This is a genomic window from Phycisphaeraceae bacterium, from assembly GCA_019636555.1.
Classification (GTDB): Bacteria; Planctomycetota; Phycisphaerae; order Phycisphaerales; family UBA1924; genus JAFEBO01.
This window is the reverse complement of the sequence record JAHBXH010000001.1, coordinates 2,683,991-2,706,821: the sequence shown is the minus strand read 5'-3', so window position 1 is coordinate 2,706,821 and position 22,831 is coordinate 2,683,991. Positions and strand designations below refer to the sequence as shown.

The 22,831-nt window shown below is 61.7% G+C and carries 21 protein-coding genes; 10 read left to right on the top strand and 11 right to left on the bottom strand.

What is annotated here, in order from left to right:
* Positions 1–139 precede the first annotated feature (139 nt).
* Genes KF691_11580 through KF691_11570 form a run of 3 tightly spaced genes read right to left on the bottom strand, consistent with a single transcriptional unit; the run spans position 140 to position 3,304 of the window.
* The gene (locus KF691_11580) at positions 140–883 is read right to left on the bottom strand and encodes a prephenate dehydrogenase (protein MBX3390078.1); all 744 of its coding nucleotides are present in this window, start codon (positions 881–883) and stop codon (positions 140–142) included.
* Between the two features lie 55 nt (positions 884–938).
* Positions 939–1,490, bottom strand: coding sequence for a hypothetical protein (locus KF691_11575; GenBank protein ID MBX3390077.1), 552 nt, complete (start codon positions 1,488–1,490; stop codon positions 939–941).
* Positions 1,484–3,304, bottom strand: a complete 1,821-nt coding sequence (locus KF691_11570) for a methylmalonyl-CoA mutase (protein ID MBX3390076.1) — start codon at positions 3,302–3,304, stop codon at positions 1,484–1,486. Before KF691_11570 ends, KF691_11575 begins: the two co-directional genes overlap by 7 nt.
* A gap of 104 nt (positions 3,305–3,408) precedes the next feature.
* Here KF691_11570 and KF691_11565 point away from each other — a divergent pair, with 104 nt between their 5' ends.
* Positions 3,409–4,716, top strand: coding sequence for an MgtC/SapB family protein (locus KF691_11565; protein MBX3390075.1), 1,308 nt, complete (start codon positions 3,409–3,411; stop codon positions 4,714–4,716).
* A 19-nt stretch (positions 4,717–4,735) separates the two neighbouring features.
* On the opposite strand, the gene KF691_11560 is transcribed toward KF691_11565, so the two are convergent.
* Positions 4,736–5,371, bottom strand: coding sequence for a hypothetical protein (locus KF691_11560; protein MBX3390074.1), 636 nt, complete (start codon positions 5,369–5,371; stop codon positions 4,736–4,738).
* Positions 5,372–5,677: 306 nt separating this feature from the next.
* On the opposite strand from KF691_11560, the gene KF691_11555 reads away from it, so the two are divergent.
* On the top strand, positions 5,678–7,363 hold the full coding sequence (locus tag KF691_11555; GenBank protein ID MBX3390073.1) for a hypothetical protein: 1,686 nt from the start codon (positions 5,678–5,680) through the stop codon (positions 7,361–7,363).
* Here KF691_11555 and KF691_11550 read toward each other — a convergent pair whose 3' ends face one another.
* The gene (locus KF691_11550; protein MBX3390072.1) at positions 7,364–8,074 is read right to left on the bottom strand and encodes a hypothetical protein; all 711 of its coding nucleotides are present in this window, start codon (positions 8,072–8,074) and stop codon (positions 7,364–7,366) included. It lies immediately after the preceding gene.
* 370 nt (positions 8,075–8,444) lie between these two features.
* Here KF691_11550 and KF691_11545 point away from each other — a divergent pair, with 370 nt between their 5' ends.
* On the top strand, positions 8,445–8,606 hold the full coding sequence (locus tag KF691_11545; protein ID MBX3390071.1) for a hypothetical protein: 162 nt from the start codon (positions 8,445–8,447) through the stop codon (positions 8,604–8,606).
* 36 nt (positions 8,607–8,642) lie between these two features.
* Here KF691_11545 and KF691_11540 read toward each other — a convergent pair whose 3' ends face one another.
* Positions 8,643–9,617: a 3-hydroxybutyryl-CoA dehydrogenase gene (locus tag KF691_11540; GenBank protein ID MBX3390070.1), complete on the bottom strand. Its 975-nt coding sequence runs from the start codon at positions 9,615–9,617 to the stop codon at positions 8,643–8,645.
* Positions 9,618–9,699: 82 nt separating this feature from the next.
* Here KF691_11540 and KF691_11535 point away from each other — a divergent pair, with 82 nt between their 5' ends.
* Complete coding sequence (locus KF691_11535) at positions 9,700–10,008, top strand: hypothetical protein (protein ID MBX3390069.1); 309 nt, start codon at positions 9,700–9,702, stop codon at positions 10,006–10,008.
* 56 nt (positions 10,009–10,064) lie between these two features.
* Positions 10,065–10,502, top strand: a complete 438-nt coding sequence (locus tag KF691_11530) for a rhodanese-like domain-containing protein (GenBank protein MBX3390068.1) — start codon at positions 10,065–10,067, stop codon at positions 10,500–10,502.
* Between the two features lie 7 nt (positions 10,503–10,509).
* Here KF691_11530 and KF691_11525 read toward each other — a convergent pair whose 3' ends face one another.
* Both KF691_11525 and carA read right to left on the bottom strand, forming a co-directional pair.
* Entirely contained in the window at positions 10,510–11,982 is a 1,473-nt protein-coding gene (locus tag KF691_11525; GenBank protein MBX3390067.1) for a dockerin type I repeat-containing protein, read from the bottom strand.
* A gap of 199 nt (positions 11,983–12,181) precedes the next feature.
* Entirely contained in the window at positions 12,182–13,387 is a 1,206-nt protein-coding gene (gene carA / locus KF691_11520) for a glutamine-hydrolyzing carbamoyl-phosphate synthase small subunit (GenBank protein MBX3390066.1), read from the bottom strand.
* Between the two features lie 193 nt (positions 13,388–13,580).
* On the opposite strand from carA, the gene priA reads away from it, so the two are divergent.
* On the top strand, positions 13,581–15,965 hold the full coding sequence (priA, locus tag KF691_11515) for a primosomal protein N' (protein ID MBX3390065.1): 2,385 nt from the start codon (positions 13,581–13,583) through the stop codon (positions 15,963–15,965).
* Positions 15,966–15,980: 15 nt separating this feature from the next.
* Here the strand turns inward: priA and mnmA are convergent, their stop codons facing one another.
* Positions 15,981–17,210, bottom strand: a complete 1,230-nt coding sequence (mnmA, locus tag KF691_11510; GenBank protein ID MBX3390064.1) for a tRNA 2-thiouridine(34) synthase MnmA — start codon at positions 17,208–17,210, stop codon at positions 15,981–15,983.
* 85 nt (positions 17,211–17,295) lie between these two features.
* Here mnmA and KF691_11505 point away from each other — a divergent pair, with 85 nt between their 5' ends.
* A complete protein-coding gene (locus tag KF691_11505; protein ID MBX3390063.1) occupies positions 17,296–18,435 on the top strand; it encodes a hypothetical protein in 1,140 nt (379 codons plus the stop codon).
* Here KF691_11505 and KF691_11500 read toward each other — a convergent pair.
* The gene (locus tag KF691_11500; GenBank protein MBX3390062.1) at positions 18,362–19,372 is read right to left on the bottom strand and encodes a hypothetical protein; all 1,011 of its coding nucleotides are present in this window, start codon (positions 19,370–19,372) and stop codon (positions 18,362–18,364) included. The two genes, KF691_11505 and KF691_11500, sit on opposite strands and share 74 nt — an antisense overlap.
* Positions 19,373–19,419: 47 nt before the next feature.
* Positions 19,420–20,244: a phosphoribosylformylglycinamidine synthase subunit PurQ gene (locus tag KF691_11495; GenBank protein MBX3390061.1), complete on the bottom strand. Its 825-nt coding sequence runs from the start codon at positions 20,242–20,244 to the stop codon at positions 19,420–19,422.
* A gap of 85 nt (positions 20,245–20,329) precedes the next feature.
* Here KF691_11495 and KF691_11490 point away from each other — a divergent pair, with 85 nt between their 5' ends.
* From KF691_11490 to KF691_11480, 3 genes are read left to right on the top strand one after another with little or no spacing between them, the layout of a single operon-like run.
* Positions 20,330–20,791 carry a carboxymuconolactone decarboxylase family protein gene (locus KF691_11490; protein ID MBX3390060.1) on the top strand — a complete coding sequence of 154 codons (462 nt, stop codon included), beginning with the start codon at positions 20,330–20,332 and terminating at the stop codon, positions 20,789–20,791.
* A 52-nt stretch (positions 20,792–20,843) separates the two neighbouring features.
* Positions 20,844–22,181 carry a DUF1015 domain-containing protein gene (locus KF691_11485; protein ID MBX3390059.1) on the top strand — a complete coding sequence of 446 codons (1,338 nt, stop codon included), beginning with the start codon at positions 20,844–20,846 and terminating at the stop codon, positions 22,179–22,181.
* Positions 22,182–22,207: 26 nt separating this feature from the next.
* On the top strand, positions 22,208–22,780 hold the full coding sequence (locus tag KF691_11480) for a thioredoxin family protein (GenBank protein ID MBX3390058.1): 573 nt from the start codon (positions 22,208–22,210) through the stop codon (positions 22,778–22,780).
* Positions 22,781–22,831 lie beyond the last annotated feature (51 nt).

The following is a 22,831-nucleotide window of genomic DNA, read 5'->3' as shown; positions in this document are numbered from 1 at the left end:
AGAACGAAGGCGCCCGGGAGTGTTCCGACGAACGCGCCGGGGTTCCGTATCGACTTGCGCACCGGTGAAAGTTTGGAATTTGATCGCCCCGCCGGGCTTGGGGCGGCGACCTCACATGTTTGGGGCCAACAAGAGACCGCTACGGATGCCGGAGTTGCCTCTCGATTTTCGCAATATTTTCGGCGAATTGCCGGCGGACTTCCGCCGCGAACGGGTTCTCGTTCTCGATGGTCTTGAAGAGTTCCCACGAGTCGCCCGCGAGCGATTCGCTCATCTCCGCAAACCGCCTGTACGCCACCGTCGCAAGCTCCGTCTGTGGCAGTTCCAGCGCCGCCGCGGCACGTGCAACCAGGTGCGTCAATCCCTGCACATACGCCATCTGCCGATCGTGCTCCTCCGGCGAGACGTCGAGAACGCGGAGTTTGAGCGTGTCGCCGAGAAAGGATCGCACGCAGGCGATGCGCTCTTCGCTTGCGCGAACGGCGCAGAATGCGATTGGCAATCCCTCGATGCCGTGCTTGCCGCTTTGCGGGCCGAAGAGCGGGTGGGTTCCGATGATTTCGGTTTCGGGCGGGAGCAGATCGCGCATCAGCGCAATCGGCTTTACCTTGACCGACGCAACGTCGATCACAAGCGTGTTTCGACCCGCAAGAAGGGGAGCAAGCTGCCTGAGCAGTTGCTCCATCCGCTGGACGGGGATGGCAAGGACGATGAGATCAGAGGTGGCGGCGGTGGGGAGGTCGGTCCACTTCGCGCCGGTTTTCTTGGTTTCGGCAGAGAGATCTGTTGCATCGCAGACGCGCAGGTCAAAGTGCGGGGCGAGGTGGGCGGCCATGAAGCGGCCGAAAGCGCCGAAGCCAAGGATTGAAACGGAAGCGGGCATTGCAATTGAAAGAGATCGGAGAAGAAACTGGGGCTGCGAGACAAAGAGACTCTGATTATGAAGGCAACTCGGACCCTTGAGAATCGGCATCCGCACGGGCGACGCGGGTCCGCAAGTCTTTGAGTTCCCGATCGACATCGGCGCGAAATCGGGTCAGTGCCTGAACGAGATTGTCGCGACTCAAGCGAACATCCATTGCGGGTTCGGGTTGAAGGTCCGGGGGTCTTGAGGTTCGAGTCCCATTGATCGGATCAATCGCATAGCCGTTCTCAAGATTGAATCCGACGCTGACAAGTGCTTCGCCGTCGGTTTCAAGTTCGATGGTGATCCAGGTGACGCTCTGGTCGTTAAGACCGAATGGGATATGGAGAATCGAGGGAATCGTGGCGGAATTCACTGTCCGAATCCAGTTGTCGGCGGCTGACGCCAGCACGGCGTAAGCGTTCAATCCTGCATACTGATTTTGGTGTTGCCAGATTTCAAAGTAGTAGGAATCGCAGACGAGTCGTTCGGTACGAACTCGGACGAACAAATCGTCGTGGTGCGCCGAGTGCGGCCCCTCGACAAAGCCGATCTCAAAGAGATTTGAGTTCTGGTCTCCTACCACTCCGGCCCGCCTGAGTACCGCCCGTACACATCCGCCATCGCCTGCACCATCTCGCCCATCGTGCAGCCGCACAACGCCCCATCAATCAGCGCCGGCATCACGTTCGTCTCGTGCAGCCCGCCCGCTTTCCCCGGCGCGCTCGGCAGCGCATTCTGCAGCGTGAACGACTTCCCCTGGCACGATGCCCGGATGTTGTCGAGCGCCTGTTTCACCTTCGACGCGTCCCGCGCCTTCTTGAACTGTGCCAGCCGGTCGCACTGATTCACCTCGACATCGTGGCTGATCTGCAGAATGTCGATCGGCCGCTCGCCGGAATCTTCCGTATACGCGTTCACGCCCACGATCAACCGATCGCCCGCCTCGCACTCTTCTGAATACCGATACGACGCCTCCGCGATCTGCCGCCGGAAATACCCGCGATTGATCCCGTTGATCACTCCGCGCCCATACCCATGCAGCCGCTCATACGCCGGATGCTTGCTGAGGTCTTCTCCCTCCGCCCCATCGCCCCTCTGCCCCTTCGCCCCTTCCCGGTACGTCCCCATGTGATCAACATCACCGATATACCGCAGCGCTTCCCGCTCCATCGTGTCCGTCAACTGCTCCACATACCACGATCCGCCGAGCGGATCCGTCACGCGCGTCACGCCGGTTTCGTGCGCCAGAATCTGCTGGGTGCGCAGCGCCACCGTCACCGCTTGCTCCGTCGGCAAGCCCAGCGTCTCGTCCATGCTGTCGGTGTGCAAGCTCTGGCATCCGCCCAGCACCGCCGCCATCGCCTGATAGCCCACCCGCACGATGTTGTTGAGCGGCTGCTGCTCGGTCAGCGAGCAACCCGCCGTCTGCACGTGCGTCTTCATGTACCACGAGCGCTCGTTCTTCGCGCCATACCGGTGCTTCATCGCCCGCGCCCAGATCCGCCGCGCCGCCCGCAGCTTGCAGATCTCTTCGAAGAACTCGTTGTGGCTGTTGAAGAAGAACGAGAGCCGCGGCGCAAAGCTGTCAATATCCAGCCCTCGCTCCACGCACGCCTCGACGTACTCCATCCCGTCGCGCAAGGTGAACGCCAACTCCTGCGTCGCCGTGCTGCCCGCTTCGCGGATGTGATACCCGCTGATACTGACACTGTTCCACTTGGGCACAAAGCGACTCTGAAATTCGATCGTGTCCACGACGAGCTTCACGCTCGCCTCGGGCGGATAGATGAACTCGTTCTGGCTGTGGAACTCTTTGAGGATGTCGTTCTGAAGCGTCCCGCCCAGCGTGTTCCACGAAATGTTCCGCTGCACCGCCATCGCCAGGTACATCGCCCAGATCACGCACGCCGGGCCGTTGATCGTCTGGCTCACCGTTACGTTGCCGATCGGAATATCCGCGTACAGCCGGTGCATGTCCTCGATGGTGTCGATCGCGACGCCGCACCTTCCGACTTCGCCGACCGAGAGTTCATCATCGCTGTCGCGACCCATCAGCGTGGGCAGGTCGAACGCCGTGCTGAGCCCCGTGTTCGCCGCCGTTCCTTTGGCTGCCGACAGCAGGTACTTGAAACGCTTGTTCGTATCGTCCGCGCTTCCAAACCCCGCGAACTGGCGCATGGTCCAGAGTCGCGTGCGATATCCCTGCGGAAACAAGCCTCGTGTATACGGATATTGACCCGGTGCCGCGATGTCGCGTGACTGGTGCTTCAGGCTTTCTGGTGGCGCTTCGGGCGAATAAACCGGGTCCACCACGATCCCGGAGATCGTCACGGCGTTCGGGTCCACCGGCGGCGGCACGGCGGACGGAGCGACAGAAGGTCGATGCGCGGTGGTCATCTCGGTTACTCCGTTCGGTTCAGACCATTCTACGGACTTGTGATCGGTTTTGCCTCTGTGCTCCAGTGGTTTCGAGTCCGGCGAACGGCCGATATCCTGCCGCTGTGGATCCTCGCGAGATATTCCTGAGCCTCGCAGTCGCGCTCGCCTCCGGGCTGCTTGTCGGTATGCAGCGGGAGCGGACGCACAGCGACCTTGCCGGAATCCGCACCTTTCCACTGATCGCGGCCTTCGGCGCACTCTGCGCGATTCTTGCCAGGGCCGTCGCGAGCTTTCCGGTCGAAACTGCCGCGGTCGGCGTCGCGGGAGTCCTGATCATCGCCGGGGGGCTCGTTGCGATTGCGATCGTGGTGCTCACAGGAAACCTCGTGCGACCGGTGCCCACGGGCCAAGACCAGGAGCCACACGGCCTGACAACGGAGATGGCGATCCTCGTGATGTTCGCCTGCGGGACGCTGATCGGCCTGCGAATGTACGCGCCAAGTGTGGCAATGGCCGCCGCGACGGCAGTGCTGCTCCACCTCAAGACGCCGCTGCATCGCTTTATCCGCGGGCTGAGCGACACCGATGTCCGCGCGGTGCTGCAATTCGCCGTCATCGCGCTGATCATTTTTCCAGTGATCCCAAATGAGGCGATGGGCCCGTACGACGCGATCAATCCGTACAAGATCTGGCTGATGGTGGTGCTGGTCACCGGCATCAGCCTTTGCGGGTACGTGGCCCTCCGAGTATTCGGAACCAAATCCGGCACGCTTCTCGCCGCGCTTCTCGGCGGACTCGTTTCGAGCACGGCGACGACCGTGAGCGTGTCACGGATGGTCAGAAGCAAGGGAGCTTCGGCGGCTTCGGCGGCCCCCGCGATCGCCCTCGCAAACTCGGTCATGCTCGTCCGGGTGATCATTCTCGCCTTTGCCGCGGCGCGCGGCAGCGCGACTGTGATCGCGGTTGCGCTTGCGGTTGTGCTCGCGGCATCGGTTGTCGGAGCGGGCACGGGGTTTCTCATCGCAAGGCGCACAAAGGACTCGGAAATCGCGTTTTCGCCCTCCAATCAGAAGAATCCGACCGAATTGAAGTCCGCGCTGGTCTTTGCCGCCCTGTTCGCGCTGGTGCAGTTGCTGGCGATCGCCGGCAAAGAGAATCTCGGGAGAGCCGGGCTTTTCGCGATCGCGGCGATCAGCGGTCTGACGGATATGGACGCGATCACGCTTTCGACCGCGGGGATGGCCAAGTCCGGTCAGGCAGATGGATCAACCGCGGCGGTTGCGATCATCATCGCGGCGGTCGTGAATACACTCGTCAAGCTCGCGATCGCGGGCGCCTTGGGCGGTGCGCCGTTGGCACGGCGACTCGGCACGATTCTGCTCGCGCCCATTGTGGCGGGGGTCGCGGTGGTTGTGGCTCTGGTCCTTTGAAAACTGCCTCGGCCGTCGATCACCCTTCCGCCTCGCCCGATCCCAACTTGTACGCGGCACCGATCGCGAGAAACCCCCAGAGAATGTCGAAGAACGAAAATGACTTCGCAAAGACGTCTGACTCGATGCCGGCGACCACTCCATCCACCTCACCTTTGAGGTTCGCCTCGAGATCGCGCTTGTACCCGTCCTGCTGGGTCTGGCTCATCGCCGACCACCGGACTTTCGCATCGGACCAAACTTCGGTCGGAAACTCCGACTCTTCCGTTGCCTTGTCGTCCTTTACATCGGTGGGCCACGCGATCTTCTTACCGCTCTGTTCCCATTCTTGGGCGACCTGACGTGCGATATGCAGCACGGCGACCTCGTCGTCCACAATGATCGCCTTGTGAACGGTCCCCTTGATATTCGCGAAATAGGCATGAACGGTCATGAACTTGCCGCCGGCGATGGACGCAAGCGCGATGATCGCCGCGGCAACGCCGGTAAGCGGCGAGGCTTGATCTCCCGCAAACATGAATGTGCCGCCGCCGACCAACGCACCGACCCCGATTGCAACCAATCCGATCTGCACGTGCGCGAAGTACGCAATTGCCGCCCAGATCGCAGCGCCGATCGCACCGCCGATGACGCCCCCGATTATGCCCTTGATCATGCCCCAATCTCCTCGAATTGCCGCGGAATGCGGAGGGCGAAGACTAGCAAACTGTGAATTAGCTTGCAAGTGGGCGTGCGGACATCGGGGAATACACGGCTCCACCGCGCCTTCCGGCCGAGCGTGAATTCCAGGGGGTGCGACGGCTGCGTCGATACGCGATCGCGGTTTCCCTCATCGGAACAGTGCAGGGCAGCCCTCCAGCGAGCGCCAGGCAGAACGCGCAGCGGCAACTCCCCTTTGGGACGCGGCCTGATTGTGCACAAGGAACGCTCCGAATCGCGGTCGCTACGCTGTCAGGGAGTCATGGTCACTTTCTCACCCGTTGCCCGCCGCATCCGAAACGTCCAGCGGTACGTCCACGTGCTCGAAGTGCTCGGGCGGCACGGGTTCGCCGATTTTGCTGAGCAGATCGGGCTCGCGGCGCTCATCGAGCGCGGGCGGGAGATTCTCGGCAGGTCTCCCCGCAAGTCGGAGGACTTGCCCCGTCAGGTCCGGTTGCGGATCGTGCTTGAGGAGTTGGGACCGACCTTCATCAAAATGGGTCAGATTCTCAGCACTCGGCCGGACTTGATCCCGATTGAGTGGGCTGAAGAGTTCAAGTCGCTCCAGAACAGCGTCCCGGGCGTCGAATACGAGCTCATCGAAAAACGACTGGAGGAAGAGTACGGGCCTCGCCTGCACACGCTGTTTCGATCCATTCAGAAGAAGCCGCTCGCCGCGGCATCGATCGCGCAGGTTCATCGCGCTGTGCTTCACGATGGCGCGCGCATCGTGCTGAAGGTGCTCCGGCCGGGTATCCGCGACGTGGTCGAAGCGGACATGGAAATCCTCCGCCACCTCGCCGAGATCGCCGAGAACTATTTTCGCAATCTGGGATACAGCCCTTCGGCGGTCGTTGATGAGTTCGCGCGGGAAATCGCAAAGGAACTCGATCTCGAACACGAGGGCCGATCGACCGATCGCCTGCGCGGCTTCTTCGAAGAAGACCCCGGAGTGGTCTTTCCGAAGGTCTACTGGGAAGCAACGACGCAGAATGTTCTGGCGCTCCAGGAAATCCGCGGCAAAATCTTCAATCAGCTTGTTCCAGACAAAATGGAGCCGGAGACTTGCCGGGCACTCGTGGAAAACGGAACGCGCGCCGTGTTCCGCCAATGCCTCGAGTTCGGTTTCTTCCACGCGGACCCGCACCCGGGAAATCTGATCGCACTTCCGAAGGGTCGTATCGCCTTCATTGACTGCGGCATGACGGGCGAGATCGATGCGCGGACCGCGCGGCAGCTCGCCGACCTGGTTTCGGGTGTGGTGGGCGGAGATGTCGATCGGGTGATCGGCGTGGTGGGGGTACTGGGAGATGTGCCCGCGGAGAAGCTCGAGGATCGCGCGCTGCGGAATGATGTGCACGCGATCGTTTCGCAGTTCCAGAACGTCTCGCTCGATCAGTTGAATCTCGGAAAACTCCTCGACGAATTCTTCGGGGCACTTCGAGCGAACAAGATCAGCTGCCCCGCCGACCTGGTGTTCCTGATCAAGGCCCTCACGACGATCGAATCAGTCGGGCGATGGGTTGATCCGTCGTTCCCGCTCGCGGAGTTTGTGCGTCCGTTTGTTGAGAAACTCGTCGAAAAGCGATACAGCTTCACGGCGCTACGGACGCGCGCCCAAAAAAGCCTTCTGAACTACATCGAGTTCGCGGAGGATCTTCCCGCGGAACTGCGGTCACTCCTTACGCAGGTCAGGCGCAACCGGTTCGCGATCAATCTCGAGCACCGCGGACTGACCAGGCTCACTCACACGATCGAGCACGCCAGCCGCAACATTTCGTTTGCGCTGATCATTGCATCAATGCTCGTCGGTTCTTCGATTCTGATTCTGGCGGCGCGCAACGCCGGATTGGGCGCGCTGACGGCGATCGGGGTCGCGGGATTTCTCGCGGCGGTCGTGCTCGTCATTCTGATGGTCATCACCAATCGGCGGCTTCGGGACGACTGACTACTTCTTGCTCCCGGGCTTCTTGCCGGAAGCTCGCTTGCTCTTCTTCGCGCGCGACTTTCCGCGGCGCTTTTTCCGCCGCGTCGGCTTGGTCGCCATCGCGGGGCTCGGGTGTTTGGGGGCCACCAATTGGCCGATTCCCTCCATCAGTCCGCTCGCGGCGAGCGCGATCTGCTCGACGGCCTTACGTGCGAGCGACCACCCGGCCCGTCCGGCGTCCCGCGCGAGCGGCACGGAATTGTCCGCCGCGATCTTGCCCGCCTTCGATGTCGATTTGGCGATCGATCGACCGGCCTTGCGAGACCTCCTCACCAGGCTCTCGAGTTCCTTTCCGAATTCGGACGACGTCTTTTTCGCGAAAGCGCTCACGGCTTCGAGGAACTCTTCGTTTGCCGCCGCGACTTTCTGCCTGGCGGCGGGGAGCGCGTGGGTTGCCAAGTCTTTCCCCCGACGTTTCGCGCTCTTGCCGGTGTTGATCCCGGCGGAGGCCGCGGATTGGAACGCGTCGCGAAGCCCGTGGAATGCTTCGCTGATTTGTCGACGCCGCGCCGCGGGGATTTCTCTCTTGACCTGCTTCGCGGCGCCGTCGAGAGCGTCGTTTACAAGGCGCCGGACTTGCGCGGGGTTGAGATCTCGCTCCCGCATCGCGCGCATCGCCATTTCCCGGATCCGGGTTCGGGTGTTCTTTGTTGCTTTCTTCCGTCCGGCCATGGATGACCCCTTGTTTCGGATTTCACCGTCGAACAGGATACACGCGCGGCCCGCCATTCGCGCAACGCGAAAATTTCTGTCCCATGAAAGAATTTCTCGTCGCGACTTACCGCGCGCACGAGCAAGTTATCCACCGCGAATTGCGCCCGATTCGCATCGCGTACATGACGCGGCACGCGCGACTTGCGGTTCGCAGCGTGGGCGGTCCGCGGTTCGCAAGTCCACAGCGCAAGTTCATCCGCGTGTCCGTTGATAACACGCGATGCGCCTTCAAGCCACTCGAACTGCACGTGCGACGAGGCGTATGAATGTGCGTGCGGCGCGATTCTGTTTTCGCGAAGCGCGGGTGAGGCGTTGTTAGGGGAAAAAGATGAACCAGGAAATCAAGAAAGACTCGGTGAGGGCAAGTCTCGCGAGTGCGGAGGGGGAACGCGAGGCGCGGGCTTTGGATCAGATTTTGCGGGACATCGAAGCGATCGATCAGGCCGAGCGGCCCATCGTGGAAGGCCCCCGCTTGGTGCTCGTGCGCTGACATCGCAGTCGCTGCACGAATCAGTTCCCGATCTTCCTACACGCCGATCGCCGCTTTGCTCGACGTCATGCCGCCGTGACCGGTCTGGCTCGCTCCGCTCATGCCGGCGCCGCTTGCTCCGGGGTTTGAGCTCTGCGCTCCGGCCGGCGAATAGTCGTACACGCCTTTCGCGGTTTTGTCGCCCAGCCGGCCGGCCGCGACCAACTGTCGCAGCAGCGGGCAGGGCCGGTAGCGCTCGCCGCCAAGTCCCTCCGCGAGAACGTTCATGATGTGAACGCAGGTATCGAGCCCGATGAAATCGGCCAGGCGAAGCGGCCCCATCGGGAAGTTGCAGCCGAGCTTCATGATCTCGTCGATGTGCTGCGGTTCGGCGACGCCCTCCATCCACGCGTAGAACGCCTCGTTAATGAGAGGCATGAGCACGCGATTGGACACGAAGCCCGCCCGATCGTTCGCGGGAATGGGCGTCTTGCCGAGTTGCATCGCGAGATTGGTCACGCGCTGGACGGTCTCGTTCGAAGTTTGAAGGCCTCGGATCACCTCCACGAGTTTCATGACCGGCACGGGATTGAAGAAGTGCATGCCGATCACCCGCTCCGGGTGGCCCTGAGGTCCGACGCTCGCGCAAATCTCCGTGATGCTGATCGAACTGGTGTTGCTGGCGAGGATCTGAGCCGGAAACATGGCTGCGAGCCGTTGGAAGAGTTCCCGCTTGACTTTGGCGTCTTCGACGACCGCCTCGATAACGACATCGGCCCCCTTCAACATGTCGAGGCTTTCGACGTAGTGGAGGCGCCCCAGGGCCGTCTGGACGTCGGTGTCCTTCATGCGGCCCTTCTCAACCTCGCGAGCCAGACGCTTGTTGTGCGCATCGCGGCATTTTCCGAGCGCGGAGGACGAAGCATCGCATACGAGCGTTTTGAAGCCCGAAACCGCCGCCACCTGGGCGATTCCGCTTCCCATCTGCCCCGCACCGATAATCGCGATCGTGTGGATTGATTGAGTTGCCATGCGCTCAGCATACCTCGTTCGACGGAACCGGGAAAGGGGGGACCCGCCGACGCTCCTTGATTGTGCCGCCTTTACTTTGTTCATGCCGAGCGTTGAGCAGTTGCAGAGGCTTCTTGAGAAGAGCCCAGAAGATCCGTTTCTGCTCTACGCTGTCGCGCAGGAGCACGCCAAGAACGGACAATTCGCGTGCGCGGTCGAGTTCTACGACCGATCGCTCACCGCCGCGCCGGACGACGGATACACCTACTTTCACAAGGCAAAGGCCCTCGGCGCGATGGGTCGAACCGAAGAGCAGATCAAGGTGCTTCAGGCCGGGCTCGCCGCGGCAACGCGTTCGGGCGATCCAAAGGCCGCGGGAGAATTGCAGGCGGCGCTCGAGGAGTTGGAGTAGATTCTGGTATTCAACGGGCGAAGCCGGGGTGAGTCAGCGTTGGAAGGAGCTCAAAGATGGCCGATGCACACTTGAATGATCGTGGGCTTCCGGGGTCGTATCACTTCAAACCCGATTGGGAAGTCACTCCCCGCGAAGCCAAGGCCATGCTCGATGAAGGGGCGAACGTGCTCGTCATCGATGTCCGGTTGAAGCCCGAGTGGGATTTCGCGCACATCAAGGGTTCGGTTTTGGTGCCGCTGGATGAGCTCGAGACTCGGGCCGGCGAGATTCAGTCGATGGTGGAAGAAAACCCCGGCTGCACGGTGCTGACGCTTTGTCACCACGGCGTGCGATCGCTTAAAGCCGCGGCATTTCTCCGCGAGCAGGGAATCTCCGGCGTGAAGTCGATCGCGGGCGGGATAGAGCTCTGGTCGCTCGGCGCCGATTCCTCGGTGAAACGCTACGAGAGACAGGGCGCGAAGGTGTGGGCAGCGGGAACGAACCCGAGCTGATCGATGGTCACTTAGTGGCTGTGGGCACCGGAGCAGTGATGGATAGGCGTTTCGCCGTTGAAGACGGGACCCAGTCGGTGTTAGGGAAGCCGCCGGCAAGAAACGAATCAAGGTCGAAAAACGCGTACGATCGCATGCGACCCGACGGGCTCGTATCGACGGCGATCTCGTTGAGGAACCGCTCGTATTCAAGCTTGAGATCGTCGGCCTCCATATTGAGTTCGTTGACGTTGTGGAATCCCGTCAGTGTCGAGAAATAGGACACAAAGCTCGGCTGACAGCCAAAGAACGAGCATCCAACATCAAACGGATCGGGATACGGAGCGCTGAGGTGCGGCACCGTCACAAGCGTGGAGGGGAACGGCCAACCCGTCGGGTTCGGAATGGCCGGAGCTTCAAGCGGATCCGCCGGCGGCATGTTGTCCGGGGTATCCCAGCGGAATCGTCCCCCGGCGACCGGCGCGTAGGCCTTGCGAATGACAAACGCCGGCGGGCAGAGCAGATCGTTGTAGCCCGAGAGGAAAATCACAAAGTCCGCGTCGTCCACGAATCCATCGAAATTCAAATCGGCCGAGCAAAACTCGGGCATTGTTTCGTCGGCGCAGTCGAGAATGTTGTACTGCGCCAGGAACAAGACGAAGTCCTGATCTTCCACAAGCCCGTCCAGATTCAGATCTCCGGGACACGGCGGCGGCTCGGAGAGTTTCATCCAGTGCGTCAGAATCAGCCCATCACCCTTGATCTCGAGCGGCGGTTCGAATCCGGTCAAATCAAACAAGAAAGGCGACTCGACGCCGAAGAACGGAAAACTCACGAACGCGAACGAGAGTTGCAGCTCGAGCACGTACGGGTTCGTGACAGGATCGAACGCCTGTCCGACGTCGCTGAGCGAGAAGAAATAAATGCGGCAGATCCGAATCTCGAATTGCTCGGAGTATGAGGCGACGACGCTGCCGTACTGCGCGATCGGGAATCGAACATTCAGATCTTGGTCCGGCCAGTTCGTGGCGTGATAGGGTTCAAAGAGAAGCGAGAGCTTTTCGCCTCCGATCGTCTGGTAGAAATCATCCGGGTCCTGCGGATCGGACGAGATGTTGAATGCCAGAAACTGGATCCGAGGGCCCTCGTCGGGCGCAGAAAAATCCGGATCGGTGTACGCTTCTTTGTAGTTCCAGTTGAGGTTCAGACCGACGAGGCCGCCGGGGTTGTCGTAGTTGTTGTAGATATCCCGCGGAGCCGTGTCCTCCGCAACTTTTCGACCCGCGGCGACGCCCGGCGTGACGACCTGCCCGGTCTTGTCGTTTCGAATCCACAGAATGCGGGATTGCTGCGTTCCCGCCATCGCCGCATTGCTCGGCGACGAGGCAGCCAGGCGGCTCAGGGGGAGCGCGCGGGGGTTACTCGGCATCTGCAACTGAGCAGACGCGAAAGCGGCGACGATCGCCGTGGCGGCAAAAAACAACAACCCACGAGAATTCATGCTGGCATGCTCCGGTTTATCTCTGCACAAACCTACGAACGCTTTCCTGATTGGGTTGCCCCTGAAAGCGCGATTGTGATGTATCGAAACGCTTCCTTCGGCCTCGAACGCCCTCTTCAAGTATCGGTCCTGTGCAAACCACATTTGGTGACACCAGACGGAAATCCGCGTCACGACGCCCGATAACCGCGGGCTTTACTCACCTCTTCGCTTGGGTCATCGCCTCGACAAACTGATCAAAGAGGTAGCTCGCATCGTGCGGTCCCGGAGAGGCTTCCGGGTGGTATTGGACGCTGAAGACCGGCTTGTTCTTCAAGCGAAATCCCGCGAGAGTCTGGTCGTTGAGGTGGACGTGCGTCGGTTCCGCTCCCGCTTTTTCGAGCGAAGCTCGATCGACGGCGAATCCGTGATTCTGGCTCGTGATCTCGACCTTCCCGTTCGAGGTGTTGAGAATGGGCTGGTTGATGCCTCGATGCCCGAATTTGAGCTTGTATGTCGAGGCGCCGACCGCGAGCGCGAGCAACTGGTGTCCGAGGCAGATGCCGAACGTCGGTATCGAAATCGCGGGATCGGTCACGACGCCTCGCAGCGTCGCGATGGTTTTCTCCACGGCGGCCGGATCTCCCGGCCCGTTTGATATGAAGAGGCCGTCGATCTGTTTGTCGCGAAACTGCTGCTTGATCTCCTCCGCCGAAATGTCGTGCGGCACAAGCGTCACGTCGCAGCCGCGCTCCGTCAGATTGCGGAGGATGTTGCGTTTCGCCCCACAGTCAAGCGCGAGAACTTTGAATCGGCGAGGCGCCTGGGACGGCGATTGGCTCCAATCTCCCAGGTCTTCACTCCACGAAGACTTCGCCGCGCATCCGACCATGGGCACGAGATTCTGTCCCGCCATCGACGGATTCGCCTTCGCCATCTCGACAAGCTGCTTGTCGGTCGCGGCTCCGGTGCCGGTGAGCGGCGCATCCGTGAGCACGCCCTGAATCGAGCCGGTCGTTCTGAGTTGCTTCGTCAGAGCGCGCGTGTCGATGCCCTCGATGCCGATCACGTTGTGGCGGGCGAGATACGTCGAAAGGTCTTCGTTTGCGCGGTAATTGGAATGCAAGCGCGCGAGTTCACGCACAACGAATCCGGATACCTGCACCTTCCCCGACTCCACGTCTTCCGGATTGACCCCGGTGTTGCCGATGAGCGGAAACGTCTGGACCAGAATCTGGCCGGTGTACGACGGGTCGGTCAGCGATTCCTGGTAGCCGCAGACTGCGGTATTGAACACCACCTCGGCACGGGCGGTCACGCCTTTTCCGGCGGCGCCAAAGCCGCGCCCGTGAAATACCGTGCCGTCGGCGAGTGCGAGTCGGGCCAGAATGTCGGGGGAAGATCGGGCGGTCGGTGGCTTGGTCATCAAAGCAGAGTCTAGCGCACACGCGAATGGTTGTCGGTCGAGAGGACCAGAATCCCGGAAGAAACCGACGTTCAAGCCGCTCACTCGGCTCGCGAAAGCATCGGGCTTCTTGCGCATCGATGCTCTCGACCGCCAGCCTCGCCCGACGCCCCGGGGAAGCGAGGCGATGCGGCCGTGGGGTACAGTCGCAATCGTGGGACGCCTCTCGCTCTTCTCGCAGACCATCGATGCTTCGCACCGCTACGCGCTGATTGCCGTCGAGCGCGGCATTGAGCGAGCGGGGCAGGAAGGTGCGGAACTTCTCTACGAAATCCCGCCGCCGATCGAGTCCTCCGGGCCTGTGCAGATCGGCGAACGTGTCGAAGTGCCGCTCGGAAAGAAGAGAGTGGGCGGCGTAGTCGTGGACACCGGCGGGCCCGAACTCGTCGGCGAGATCGATCCTTCGAGGGTCCGGGCGATTGCCAAACGCTCCGGCGCGATACTTCCCGCGTCGCTCATCGAACTCGCGAAATGGATTTCCGCGTACTACGTGTGTCCGCTCGGAATGGTGCTGGCCACCATGGTGCCGAGCGCCGTGAAACGCGACGTCGGCAGACGCGAAGAAATCGTGCTTGTACGGGGGAGCGCGTCGCCGCCTGAAAAACTCTCCACGAGCATGCAGCAGCTCTGGGAAAAAGTGCGTGCCCTGCCGGAGGACGCGCTCCCCATGACCGCGGTCGCCCTGAAGGTCGCTGTCGCGGAAGTCACGCTTCGAGGCGTTCACAAGCTCCTGAAACTCGGATTGCTCGAGGAACAGACTCGCCAGGTCATCCGATCTCGGAGCAGCGTCGCGGTGCACCAAACCCTCGGTCCGAACAAAGCCGTGTCGTTGTCGGAAGAACAAGCCGCGGCGGTGAAGGGCATTCTGGCCGATCTTGGGCCGCGCGGAAACTTCGCGGTCCACCTGCTCTACGGCATCACCGGTTCGGGAAAAACCGAAGTCTACTTGCGACTGATTCGTGCGATGATCGAACAACGGCCGGGCGCGAGCGCGATCGTGCTCGTACCCGAAATCGCGCTCACGCCGCAAACTTCGGAGCGATTCCTGCAGCGCTTCGGCGATCTGGGCGTTGCCGTGCTCCACTCCGGATTGAGCGCGTCGCGCCGAAACAGCGAATGGGCAAGAGTTGCGAGCGGAGACGCAAGGGTCGTGGTGGGGGCACGCAGCGCGGTCTTCGCGCCGGTGCCAAGACTCGGTCTGGTGATCGTTGATGAAGAGCACGACGCCTCGTACAAGCAAGACCAGTTGCCTCGGTACCACGCGCGCGATGTCGCGATCAAACGAGCGCACGTCGAAGGATGCGCGATCGTGCTCGGGAGCGCGACCCCTTCGATGGAAAGCTGGGCGAACGCCGGCGGTCATCTGACGCAGACAGCCGATCAGACTCCCAGCCGCTATCGGCTTTGGAAATTGAGCAAGCGCGTGGGGGGCGGATCGCTCCCTCGCGTCCAGATCGTCGATATGTACTCGGAGCGTCAGGAGGCCCGCAAACTCGGGCTCCGTGATCCGAGCGTGCTTCCGACGCTCCGGCGTGCCCTGCACGCGGCGCTGAAGGAAGGCTCGCAGGCGATCTTGCTTCTCAATCGGCGCGGGTTTTCCACCTACGTCGGCTGCGCGAGCGGCCCGTCGTGTGGATGGGTCATGGGCTGCGAACGATGCGATGCCCGGATGATCCTGCACCGCGACGCGGCGCTCAAGTCGGGCGAGTTGCTCCGCTGTCATCACTGTCTTTCCGAATGCGTCGTGCCCAGGGCGTGTCCGCTTTGCTCACGCGCGCTGGTGCGACTCGGGGCGGGCACTCAGCGTGTGGAAGAAGAACTCTGGCCGCTTCTCGAAGAGTTGTCGCTCGGTCCGGACTCGCTGATCCGTGTCGATCGAGACACGATGAAGACGGCGAAGGACTACTTCGGCGCGCTCTCGGCTTTTTCGAGCGGAAGGGCTCGCCTTCTTCTGGGAACGCAGATGATCGCGAAGGGGCTCGATTTCCCCGGCGTCCGGCTCGTGGGAGTCGTGAGCGCGGATACCGGTCTCAACCTGCCCGATTTCCGCGCGGGTGAGCGCACGTTCCAGTTGATCAGCCAGGTTTCGGGTCGCGCCGGGCGTGCGGACGCTCGCGGACTGGTGATCATCCAGACGATGGAGCCTCAGAATCCGGCGATCGTGCTGGCGGCCGAACATGCGTTCGAGCGATTTGCATCAGAAGAAATCGGCGCGAGGCGCCGATTTGGATTGCCTCCTGCTTCGCGCATGGCTCGGATTGTCTGTCGCGACGGGAAACAGCAGGTCGTTCGCGAGCGTGCCGCGGCACTTGCCGAGTGGCTCCGCGCCTGGTCGAGCCGATACAACGCCGGCGTCCGCGTCAGCGGACCGACCGTGCCCGCGCTGACGCGCATCGCCGATCAGTACAGACTCGGTATCGAACTCGCCGCACCGCGGGCCGGGCTTGTGCAGGATGCGCTCGGCTCGGCGCGAGCCGAAGGGTTGCTCAAGAGCGATGCAAAGACCGCGATCGATGTGGACCCGGTCAGCCTGATGTGAGTTTGGCGCGATCGATCAATCCGGGCTACCCGCGTTGGGTGCCTCGACTCGCGCGATCCATCCGCCCCCGAGGACGAGTTCGGGCCGTTCTCTCGAGTAGAGCACCATCGCTTGGCCAGGAGCCACCGCTTCCTGCGGCGCGTCGAAAACGACCTCGAATGAACCCGTGCGGCCCGAGGGAGACGGCGCCGTCGGCTTATCCGCAAGAAGCCGCACTCGTGCGGGCGCCGCCGGAGTGTTGTAGCGATACTTTGCAAGAACGGGGAACCAGTCCGACAACTGTGAATGGTCTGTCAGCCAGTTCGCCTCCGCGCAGGTGCACGAGCCGCACGCCAGCGCTTCCTTCGGGCCGACTACAACCGTGTTTGTTGTGGAGTCTTTGTTGACGACGTACACCGGATACCCCAGCGACAGATTCAGTCCGCGTCGCTGGCCGATCGTAAATTGGTGCTGTCCCCGGTGCTTTCCGACCGTTCGGCCCGACGTATCCACAAACGCTCCTTCGCGCACCAGCGATGGCTCCCGTCTTTCGAGCAATCCCGCGTAGTCGTTATCCGGAACAAAGCAGATTTCCTGGCTGTCCGGCTTGTCGAAGACCGGCAGGCCGAATGACCTGGCGAGTTCTCGAACGCGCGGCTTCTCAAGCCCGCCGATCGGGAGCATCATGTGCTCCAGTCGTTCGCGCGGAGCGCCGAACAGAACGTACGACTGATCCTTGTCGTCGTCGATTCCTTTCAGCAGCACGGGATTGCCGCGCTCGTCGCGTCCGATCTGCGCATAGTGCCCGCTCGCGACAAAGTCCGCCCCGATCTGCTTTGCGTATTCGTGCAGCTTTCCGAACTTCAGCCAGTCGTTGCAGCGGACGCACGGGTTCGGCGTTCTGCCGCTCGCGTACTCGCCCGCGAAGTAGTCGATGATCCGGCCGAAGTCCTTCTTGAAATTGCAGACATAGAACGCGACGCCCAATTGCGCCGCGACGGCACGAGCATCCGCCGCATCGTTGATCGAGCAGCAGCCCTGATGCCCGATCCTGATCGTTCGCCCCTCACCGTTTGGCGGAACCGGACACGCCGCCGCGGCCTCGTACGGGATCATCGCATCCAGCGATTCGCCCGGCGAACCAAGGCGCATGAAGCAGCCCACGACTTCGTAGCCATCGCGCTGCAATAGTGCCGCGGCGACGGACGAGTCGACGCCGCCGGACATCGCGACGAGGACTTTGCCTTTGGTTGGGCGGGCGGTCACGGGGAATCGTAGGAATTGGTGCCGGATCCCGCGCGCAATACCATCCGTGCGGCATTCGCGCGCAGGCAGCTTCGACGGGAGTGAGATGACACCCGAGATCCATCTGTTCCTCATCTGGTCGAACGCACGACCGCAATTCGACAAGATAAAGGCCGATCTGCGCGACCGCTTCGAGCCGCTCTCGCACGTTGACATCCGCTGGAGCGCGGGGAAGTTTGCCCGCAACATGACGCGCTTCTACGGCACCCACCTTCCCTCGCAGTCGTACAAGGAAATCCACTGCGGCAACGGTCCCTTTGCGATGGTTCTGGTCCGCGACAACGAGCCCTTGTACGCCGAGCGCAAGACTTCGCGCGGCCCGAGCGTTGTCAACACGAAGGTCTTCGATGCCAAGGTGCGCTACCGGGAATGGACCGGCGGCGGGCATCGCATCCACGCGACGAATTCCGTCGAAGAATGCCGGCACGACGTCGCGTTGCTGACCGGCTTGTCTCCGGAAGATTTCCTGCGGGCACGGACTTCGCGGCCCGACGGTGAGTTGCTCGAGCAGGATCTTGCCGGTGCGCACGGATGGAGCGGTCTGCGCGAGCTCTTCTCGGTGCTTGATTTGTGCACCCGTTTCGTTGTTCTCCGCAACTTCGAATCGATGCCCGATCGCTACACGCTCGAAGGTCACGGCGACATCGATCTGCTCTGCGAGAAACCGGCAAAGGCCGCCTACGTGCTCGACGCGGAACGCGCGTTTCCCGATCCTCGCCGCATGCACTACTTTGTTTCCGTCAACAAGCAGCGAGTGCCGTTCGATCTGCGCACTCCGGAGGATCGGTACATGGAGCCGGAGTGGTCGCGCGCGATACTCCGCGACCGAGTTGGGCGCGACGGCTTTTTCGTTCCGACTCCGAATGACTACTTCTACTCGCTGCTCTATCACGCGATGATCCACAAGCGCCGGGTGTCGGAAGACTATCTGGATCGCCTGAGCCTTCTCGCACCTGAAGTCGGCGTCGCGCCCGCCGACGTGATCGATGCGGATCGACGAGCGCATCTCCTGAACGAGTTCATGCGTTCAAAGGGGTACCGCTATTGCAGCCCGGTCGATACTTCCGTCAATTTCTTCGTCGGAAGCGTGGGCGGGTTCGCAGCGCTCGGGTTCACCCCTCGGGCGGGTGTTGAAGCGAAGCCGGAAGTTTGGATCGGGGGAAGAAAGACCGAAGCGCTTGCGTGATCGGGCGCAACGGCGCGGGCACGCGCGACTGCGCGCCGCTCGTGGGGGCGATCAGCGAGTGTGCGCTACGGATGCAGCTCAGCAGAGCCGGCAACGAGGCCGCGAAGAGCCGGTGGTTGTTGACTCTGGCCTCAAGCGCAAGCTGACGCAGCCAGAAATACAAGTGGATCCACTTCGGCTGTTCACCCGATTCTGCGCGCACAAGCCTCGCCAGCTCCGGGCTTGCGTGCCCCACATTCATGAAACGGAACCAGTCTTCTTCCGGAAAACTCGTTACCCGAGCGAACTCATAGTCGATCAGCCGGATGCGGCGATCTCTGGATACCAGCACGTTGCTCGCAATGAAGTCTCCGTTGGTCCAACGGACTCGAGCGGGAAGCTTGACGCAGGCGGCACGAAGTGATGGAAGGGCATCGTCCATGAGAAAACGCAGGTCGGAAGGATCAAGGTCGGATATTTCAGCGATACGCGCCGTGAGCTCGCCGAATTCCGTCTCTCTCGAGCGCGGCCGCGACGAATGCGACGTGCGATCGAGCACATGCAGCGCCTGGCGCAGCAACGCAACCGCTTCGGGAGCCGTGAGAAACCCGTTCTCAACCGCGAGGTCGATGGGAACGCCCGGAAAGAGTTCGTGCGCGATCACATGGCCATCATCATCGCTCGAGTGAAACAGAACCGGGCAGGTCAGATCGGGACAGGCACGCGCGAAGCTCTTGCAGCGTTCGGCCAGATCGGTTTTCTGAGCATCGACCGTCAGGAGCTTCGGCGGCTCGCTCGACGATGAAAGGACAAAGCGACCGCGAGTCGCGGCGTCGGCTCGTTTCGGGTTCGAAGGAAACCGCTGGATGGTCCACTCTTCCGGTTTTCCTGAAATATGACCGCGCGCGAGGAGTAGATCTCGCAGCGAGGACGGATCTGTGAGTGCGGACTGTTGCATCGTGGGCGGAAAGCGGGGCTATCGCAAACTGTTTCCTGGAGTTTGAATCAGGATGCTTGCGCACACGAAGAGGTGGAGAAGCGCACGGCATTCTGAAAAATGCGCAGCCCGGGCGTTTGCTTTGAACGCACGCGCGGATCGAGTCGAGTCCAATAGGGATGGCGCGTCCACTCGAGGAATCGCTCCGGATGCGGCATGAGGCCGAAAACCAACCCGGAAGCGTCGCAAATCCCCGCGATGGCGTTCTGCGACCCGTTGTAGTTGTCCGAATAGCGAAGCGCCACGCGCCCGCTCGATTCGATGTCGTGGAGTACCGCCTCGTCTTTGCAGATAAAACGACCTTCCCCGTGAGCGACGGGGAACATCCAGACATCGTCCGCGTCGCGCGGATCGATTTCCTCTTCGATTCCTTTCGTCCAGATGCACTTGCTTTCTGGTTCCGCGATCATGCCGACCCAGCGATCGCAGAAGCGACCGTTTTCGTTGTCCGTCAGCGCGACACTCTGCGCCGGGGCTTCCTGCGCAGGCCATGCCAAACCCGCGGATGGGCCCGGCAGCATCCCGATCTGCACCAGCACCTGAAAGCCGTTGCACGCCCCGATCATCGGAACACCTCGCTCGACAGCTTCTCGGAGCGCCGGGTAAAGCTTCTCGCGGCAGCGCATGGCGAAAATGCGTCCGGATGCGATATCGTCCCCGTACGAGAATCCCCCGGGAAACCCGATGAGCTGATACCCCGCCAGCCGCGAAGGGTCTCTCACCAGCGCGTCAAGATGCATCAACTCCGGCGTGGCGCCCGCCAGTTGAAAGGCGCGGCACATTTCCTGATCGCAATTTGTTCCGGGAGCGCGAATCACCAGCGCGGTGGGCATGTGAAAGGATAGAACCCTTTGCCGCCGGGGCGCAGCGCCGAATAATCTGCGCCCAACGCGAATGACATGCAGAAAAGGAGCGGCCATGGCAATGCGAATGAACTACCCGAAGGCGGCCCCGGAGATCTACAAGGCGATGCTCGCGGTGGAGGCGGCTCTGCACGCGAGCGGCTTTGAAGCGGCGCTCCTCCATCTCGTGAAGCTGCGTGCATCTCAAATCAACGGCTGCGCTTTTTGCATCGATATGCACTGGAAGGACGCAAAGGCGGTCGGAGAGACCGACATCAGGCTCTATTCGCTCGATGCCTGGCAAGAGTCTCCGTTCTACACGGAAAAAGAACGCGCGGCACTCGAATGGACCGAAGCGCTCACCAGGATTTCCGAAACGCACGCGCCCGATCCGGCGTTCGAGGAACTCAAGAAGCATTTCGACGAGAAGCAGATCGCGGAATTGAGCTGGGCGATCTCGCTGATCAATGCGTGGAACCGTGTCTCCATCGGATTTCGCGCGACACCCGGAGTCTATCAGCCTCGAAAGCCGGAATGAGCGCGCCGAATCTCCTGCCTCCGTTCGTATAGTGACGTTTCCGGAGCGTCCGATGCCGCAGGTCTATCCATTTCGCGCCGTCCAGTTCTCGTCGGGTCCCGATCTCTCCGCGCTCATCGCGCCGCCCTACGACGTGCTCGATTCGAAGGCGAAAGCGCGGCTGCTTGCGCGCAGCGAGCAGAACATCGTCGGAGTTGATCTGCCGCACGTTCCGCCCAAGGAACTCGGCCCCGCGGCTTCCTACGAAGAAGCGGGCCGGCGCTACCGGCAAATGCTCGAGTCCAAGAGACTTGCTCGCCGCGCAGTGCCCGCGATGTTTGCGTACCGGCAGACCTTTGAATTCGACGGCGCGACGCATCAGCGATGCGGCATGGCCGCCACGATCGATGCGGTTTCCTTCGGAACACGCGCCGGAGGCGGCATTCTCCCGCACGAAGAAACTTTTTCCGGCCCGAAGGAAGACCGCCTCGCGCTCATGAACGCGACGCGCGCACAACTCTCGCCCATCTTCGGTCTTCACGCCGACGATTCCGGTGCCGCGACCAAACTCGTCCGCTCCATCATGTCCTCGCGCCGGCCCGATTCCGCGGCAAAGATGGACTACGACAGCGTGCTCCACGAAGTGTGGGCGGTCGATGATCAGGCGACGATCTCCGCCTATCAGACCGCGCTCGCCGGCGAAGACATTTTCATCGCCGATGGACATCACCGATACAACACGCAGCTCAATTATCTGAAGCAGCTCGAAAGCAAAGGGCCGGTTTCCGCGGATCACCCCGCCCGCAAATGCATGATGGTTCTCATCGGCATGTCCGATCCGGGTCTGATCATCGGTCCGACGCACCGCGTTCTCGGAGGCATGAAGGGGTATTCGCTCGATGCGTTCCGCGATGCCGCGGCAAATGACCTCCGCTTCGAGCCTGTGCGGGGCGATGCTGCCGCGCTCGATTCGGCAGTCAAGGCTGCGAAAGTTGAGAACACCATCGGTCTCTACGACTTCGCTTTGCGCGAGGCATTCTTCATCACACCGCAAAGGCCCGATCCGCTGGTTTCCCGCTTTGCGTCCAAGCCGCGCGAGTGGCGCACGCTCGATGTCGCGATCATTCAGTATCTGATCGTGGAAGCGATCTGCCAGCCAAAGCTCAACGGCAACGAAGCCGTGAAGTGGGCGTTTCCTCACTCGATCGCCGAGGTTCTCGAAATCGGAAAAGGCGCCGAAACCGGCGCCGGTGGCGGCAAAAACTTCGTGCCGCAGGTCGCGCTCATCGTCCGTCCAACTCCGCTGAGCGCCGTCCGTGCCGTCAGCCGCGCGAACGAACTGATGCCTCAGAAAAGCACGTTCTTCTATCCGAAGCTCGCGACCGGCCTGTTTCTCAATGCTCTGGAATAATTGAGCGAAGCTATTTCCAAATCATCGTGAAAATCCTCCGCCCCATCGCGCTGATCCTCACATTTATCGTCACGGTGATCGTGGTCCATCGCCTCTTTGGCGGCGCGACAGCGCCCGTGCCGAAAGTCTTTGCTCAGGGTCTCTCGCTCGATGCCGCGATAGAGCGCGGCCGCGCCGAGAAAAAGCCCGTGTTCGCGTTCACCACGGCCGACTGGTGCGGCCCGTGCCAGGAAATGAAGCGAAGTGTTTTGTCCGAGCCATCGGTTGAGCGGCAGATCGCGCGCGACTTTGTTCCGGCGTACGTCGATCTCGATAAAGAAAAAACCGCCGCGGAGCGGCTGAAAGTCTTCTCCATCCCCGCCACGCTGATCTTGTGGGACGGAAAAGTCGTCGCCCGCATGGAGGGTGTCGTTCCGCACGATTCCTACCAGCAGTGGCTCGCCGCGGCACACGCGCAGGCCATCAGCGATACACCATTCCTCGAACGCGCAAGCGACGAGTTCGTTCGGAATCTGAACGCGAAGATCGAGGCGCACGAGCCGACGCCGGCGTCGAGGGCAGCGGATACGGCCCCGGCGCTCAAGTCGCCACCTCACTAGCCCAGCGCCGCGACACGTCGGAATTATGACCGGCCGCAGCGCTCCACGACG

What these genes read in the sequence shown, in the direction of transcription:
- KF691_11505 (MBX3390063.1), top strand. Translation starts at nt 17,296, where the DNA reads ATGACACCCGAGATCCATCTGTTCCTCATCTGGTCGAACGCACGACCG.
- KF691_11545 (MBX3390071.1), top strand. Translation starts at nt 8,445, where the DNA reads ATGAACCAGGAAATCAAGAAAGACTCGGTGAGGGCAAGTCTCGCGAGT.
- KF691_11560 (MBX3390074.1), bottom strand. Translation starts at nt 5,371, where the DNA reads ATGATCAAGGGCATAATCGGGGGCGTCATCGGCGGTGCGATCGGCGCT.
- KF691_11485 (MBX3390059.1), top strand. Translation starts at nt 20,844, where the DNA reads ATGCCGCAGGTCTATCCATTTCGCGCCGTCCAGTTCTCGTCGGGTCCC.
- KF691_11535 (MBX3390069.1), top strand. Translation starts at nt 9,700, where the DNA reads ATGCCGAGCGTTGAGCAGTTGCAGAGGCTTCTTGAGAAGAGCCCAGAA.
- KF691_11540 (MBX3390070.1), bottom strand. Translation starts at nt 9,617, where the DNA reads ATGGCAACTCAATCAATCCACACGATCGCGATTATCGGTGCGGGGCAG.
- KF691_11580 (MBX3390078.1), bottom strand. Translation starts at nt 883, where the DNA reads ATGCCCGCTTCCGTTTCAATCCTTGGCTTCGGCGCTTTCGGCCGCTTC.
- KF691_11495 (MBX3390061.1), bottom strand. Translation starts at nt 20,244, where the DNA reads ATGCCCACCGCGCTGGTGATTCGCGCTCCCGGAACAAATTGCGATCAG.
- KF691_11530 (MBX3390068.1), top strand. Translation starts at nt 10,065, where the DNA reads ATGGCCGATGCACACTTGAATGATCGTGGGCTTCCGGGGTCGTATCAC.
- KF691_11525 (MBX3390067.1), bottom strand. Translation starts at nt 11,982, where the DNA reads ATGAATTCTCGTGGGTTGTTGTTTTTTGCCGCCACGGCGATCGTCGCC.
- KF691_11500 (MBX3390062.1), bottom strand. Translation starts at nt 19,372, where the DNA reads ATGCAACAGTCCGCACTCACAGATCCGTCCTCGCTGCGAGATCTACTC.
- KF691_11555 (MBX3390073.1), top strand. Translation starts at nt 5,678, where the DNA reads ATGGTCACTTTCTCACCCGTTGCCCGCCGCATCCGAAACGTCCAGCGG.
- KF691_11490 (MBX3390060.1), top strand. Translation starts at nt 20,330, where the DNA reads ATGGCAATGCGAATGAACTACCCGAAGGCGGCCCCGGAGATCTACAAG.
- carA (MBX3390066.1), bottom strand. Translation starts at nt 13,387, where the DNA reads ATGACCAAGCCACCGACCGCCCGATCTTCCCCCGACATTCTGGCCCGA.
- KF691_11550 (MBX3390072.1), bottom strand. Translation starts at nt 8,074, where the DNA reads ATGGCCGGACGGAAGAAAGCAACAAAGAACACCCGAACCCGGATCCGG.
- KF691_11570 (MBX3390076.1), bottom strand. Translation starts at nt 3,304, where the DNA reads ATGACCACCGCGCATCGACCTTCTGTCGCTCCGTCCGCCGTGCCGCCG.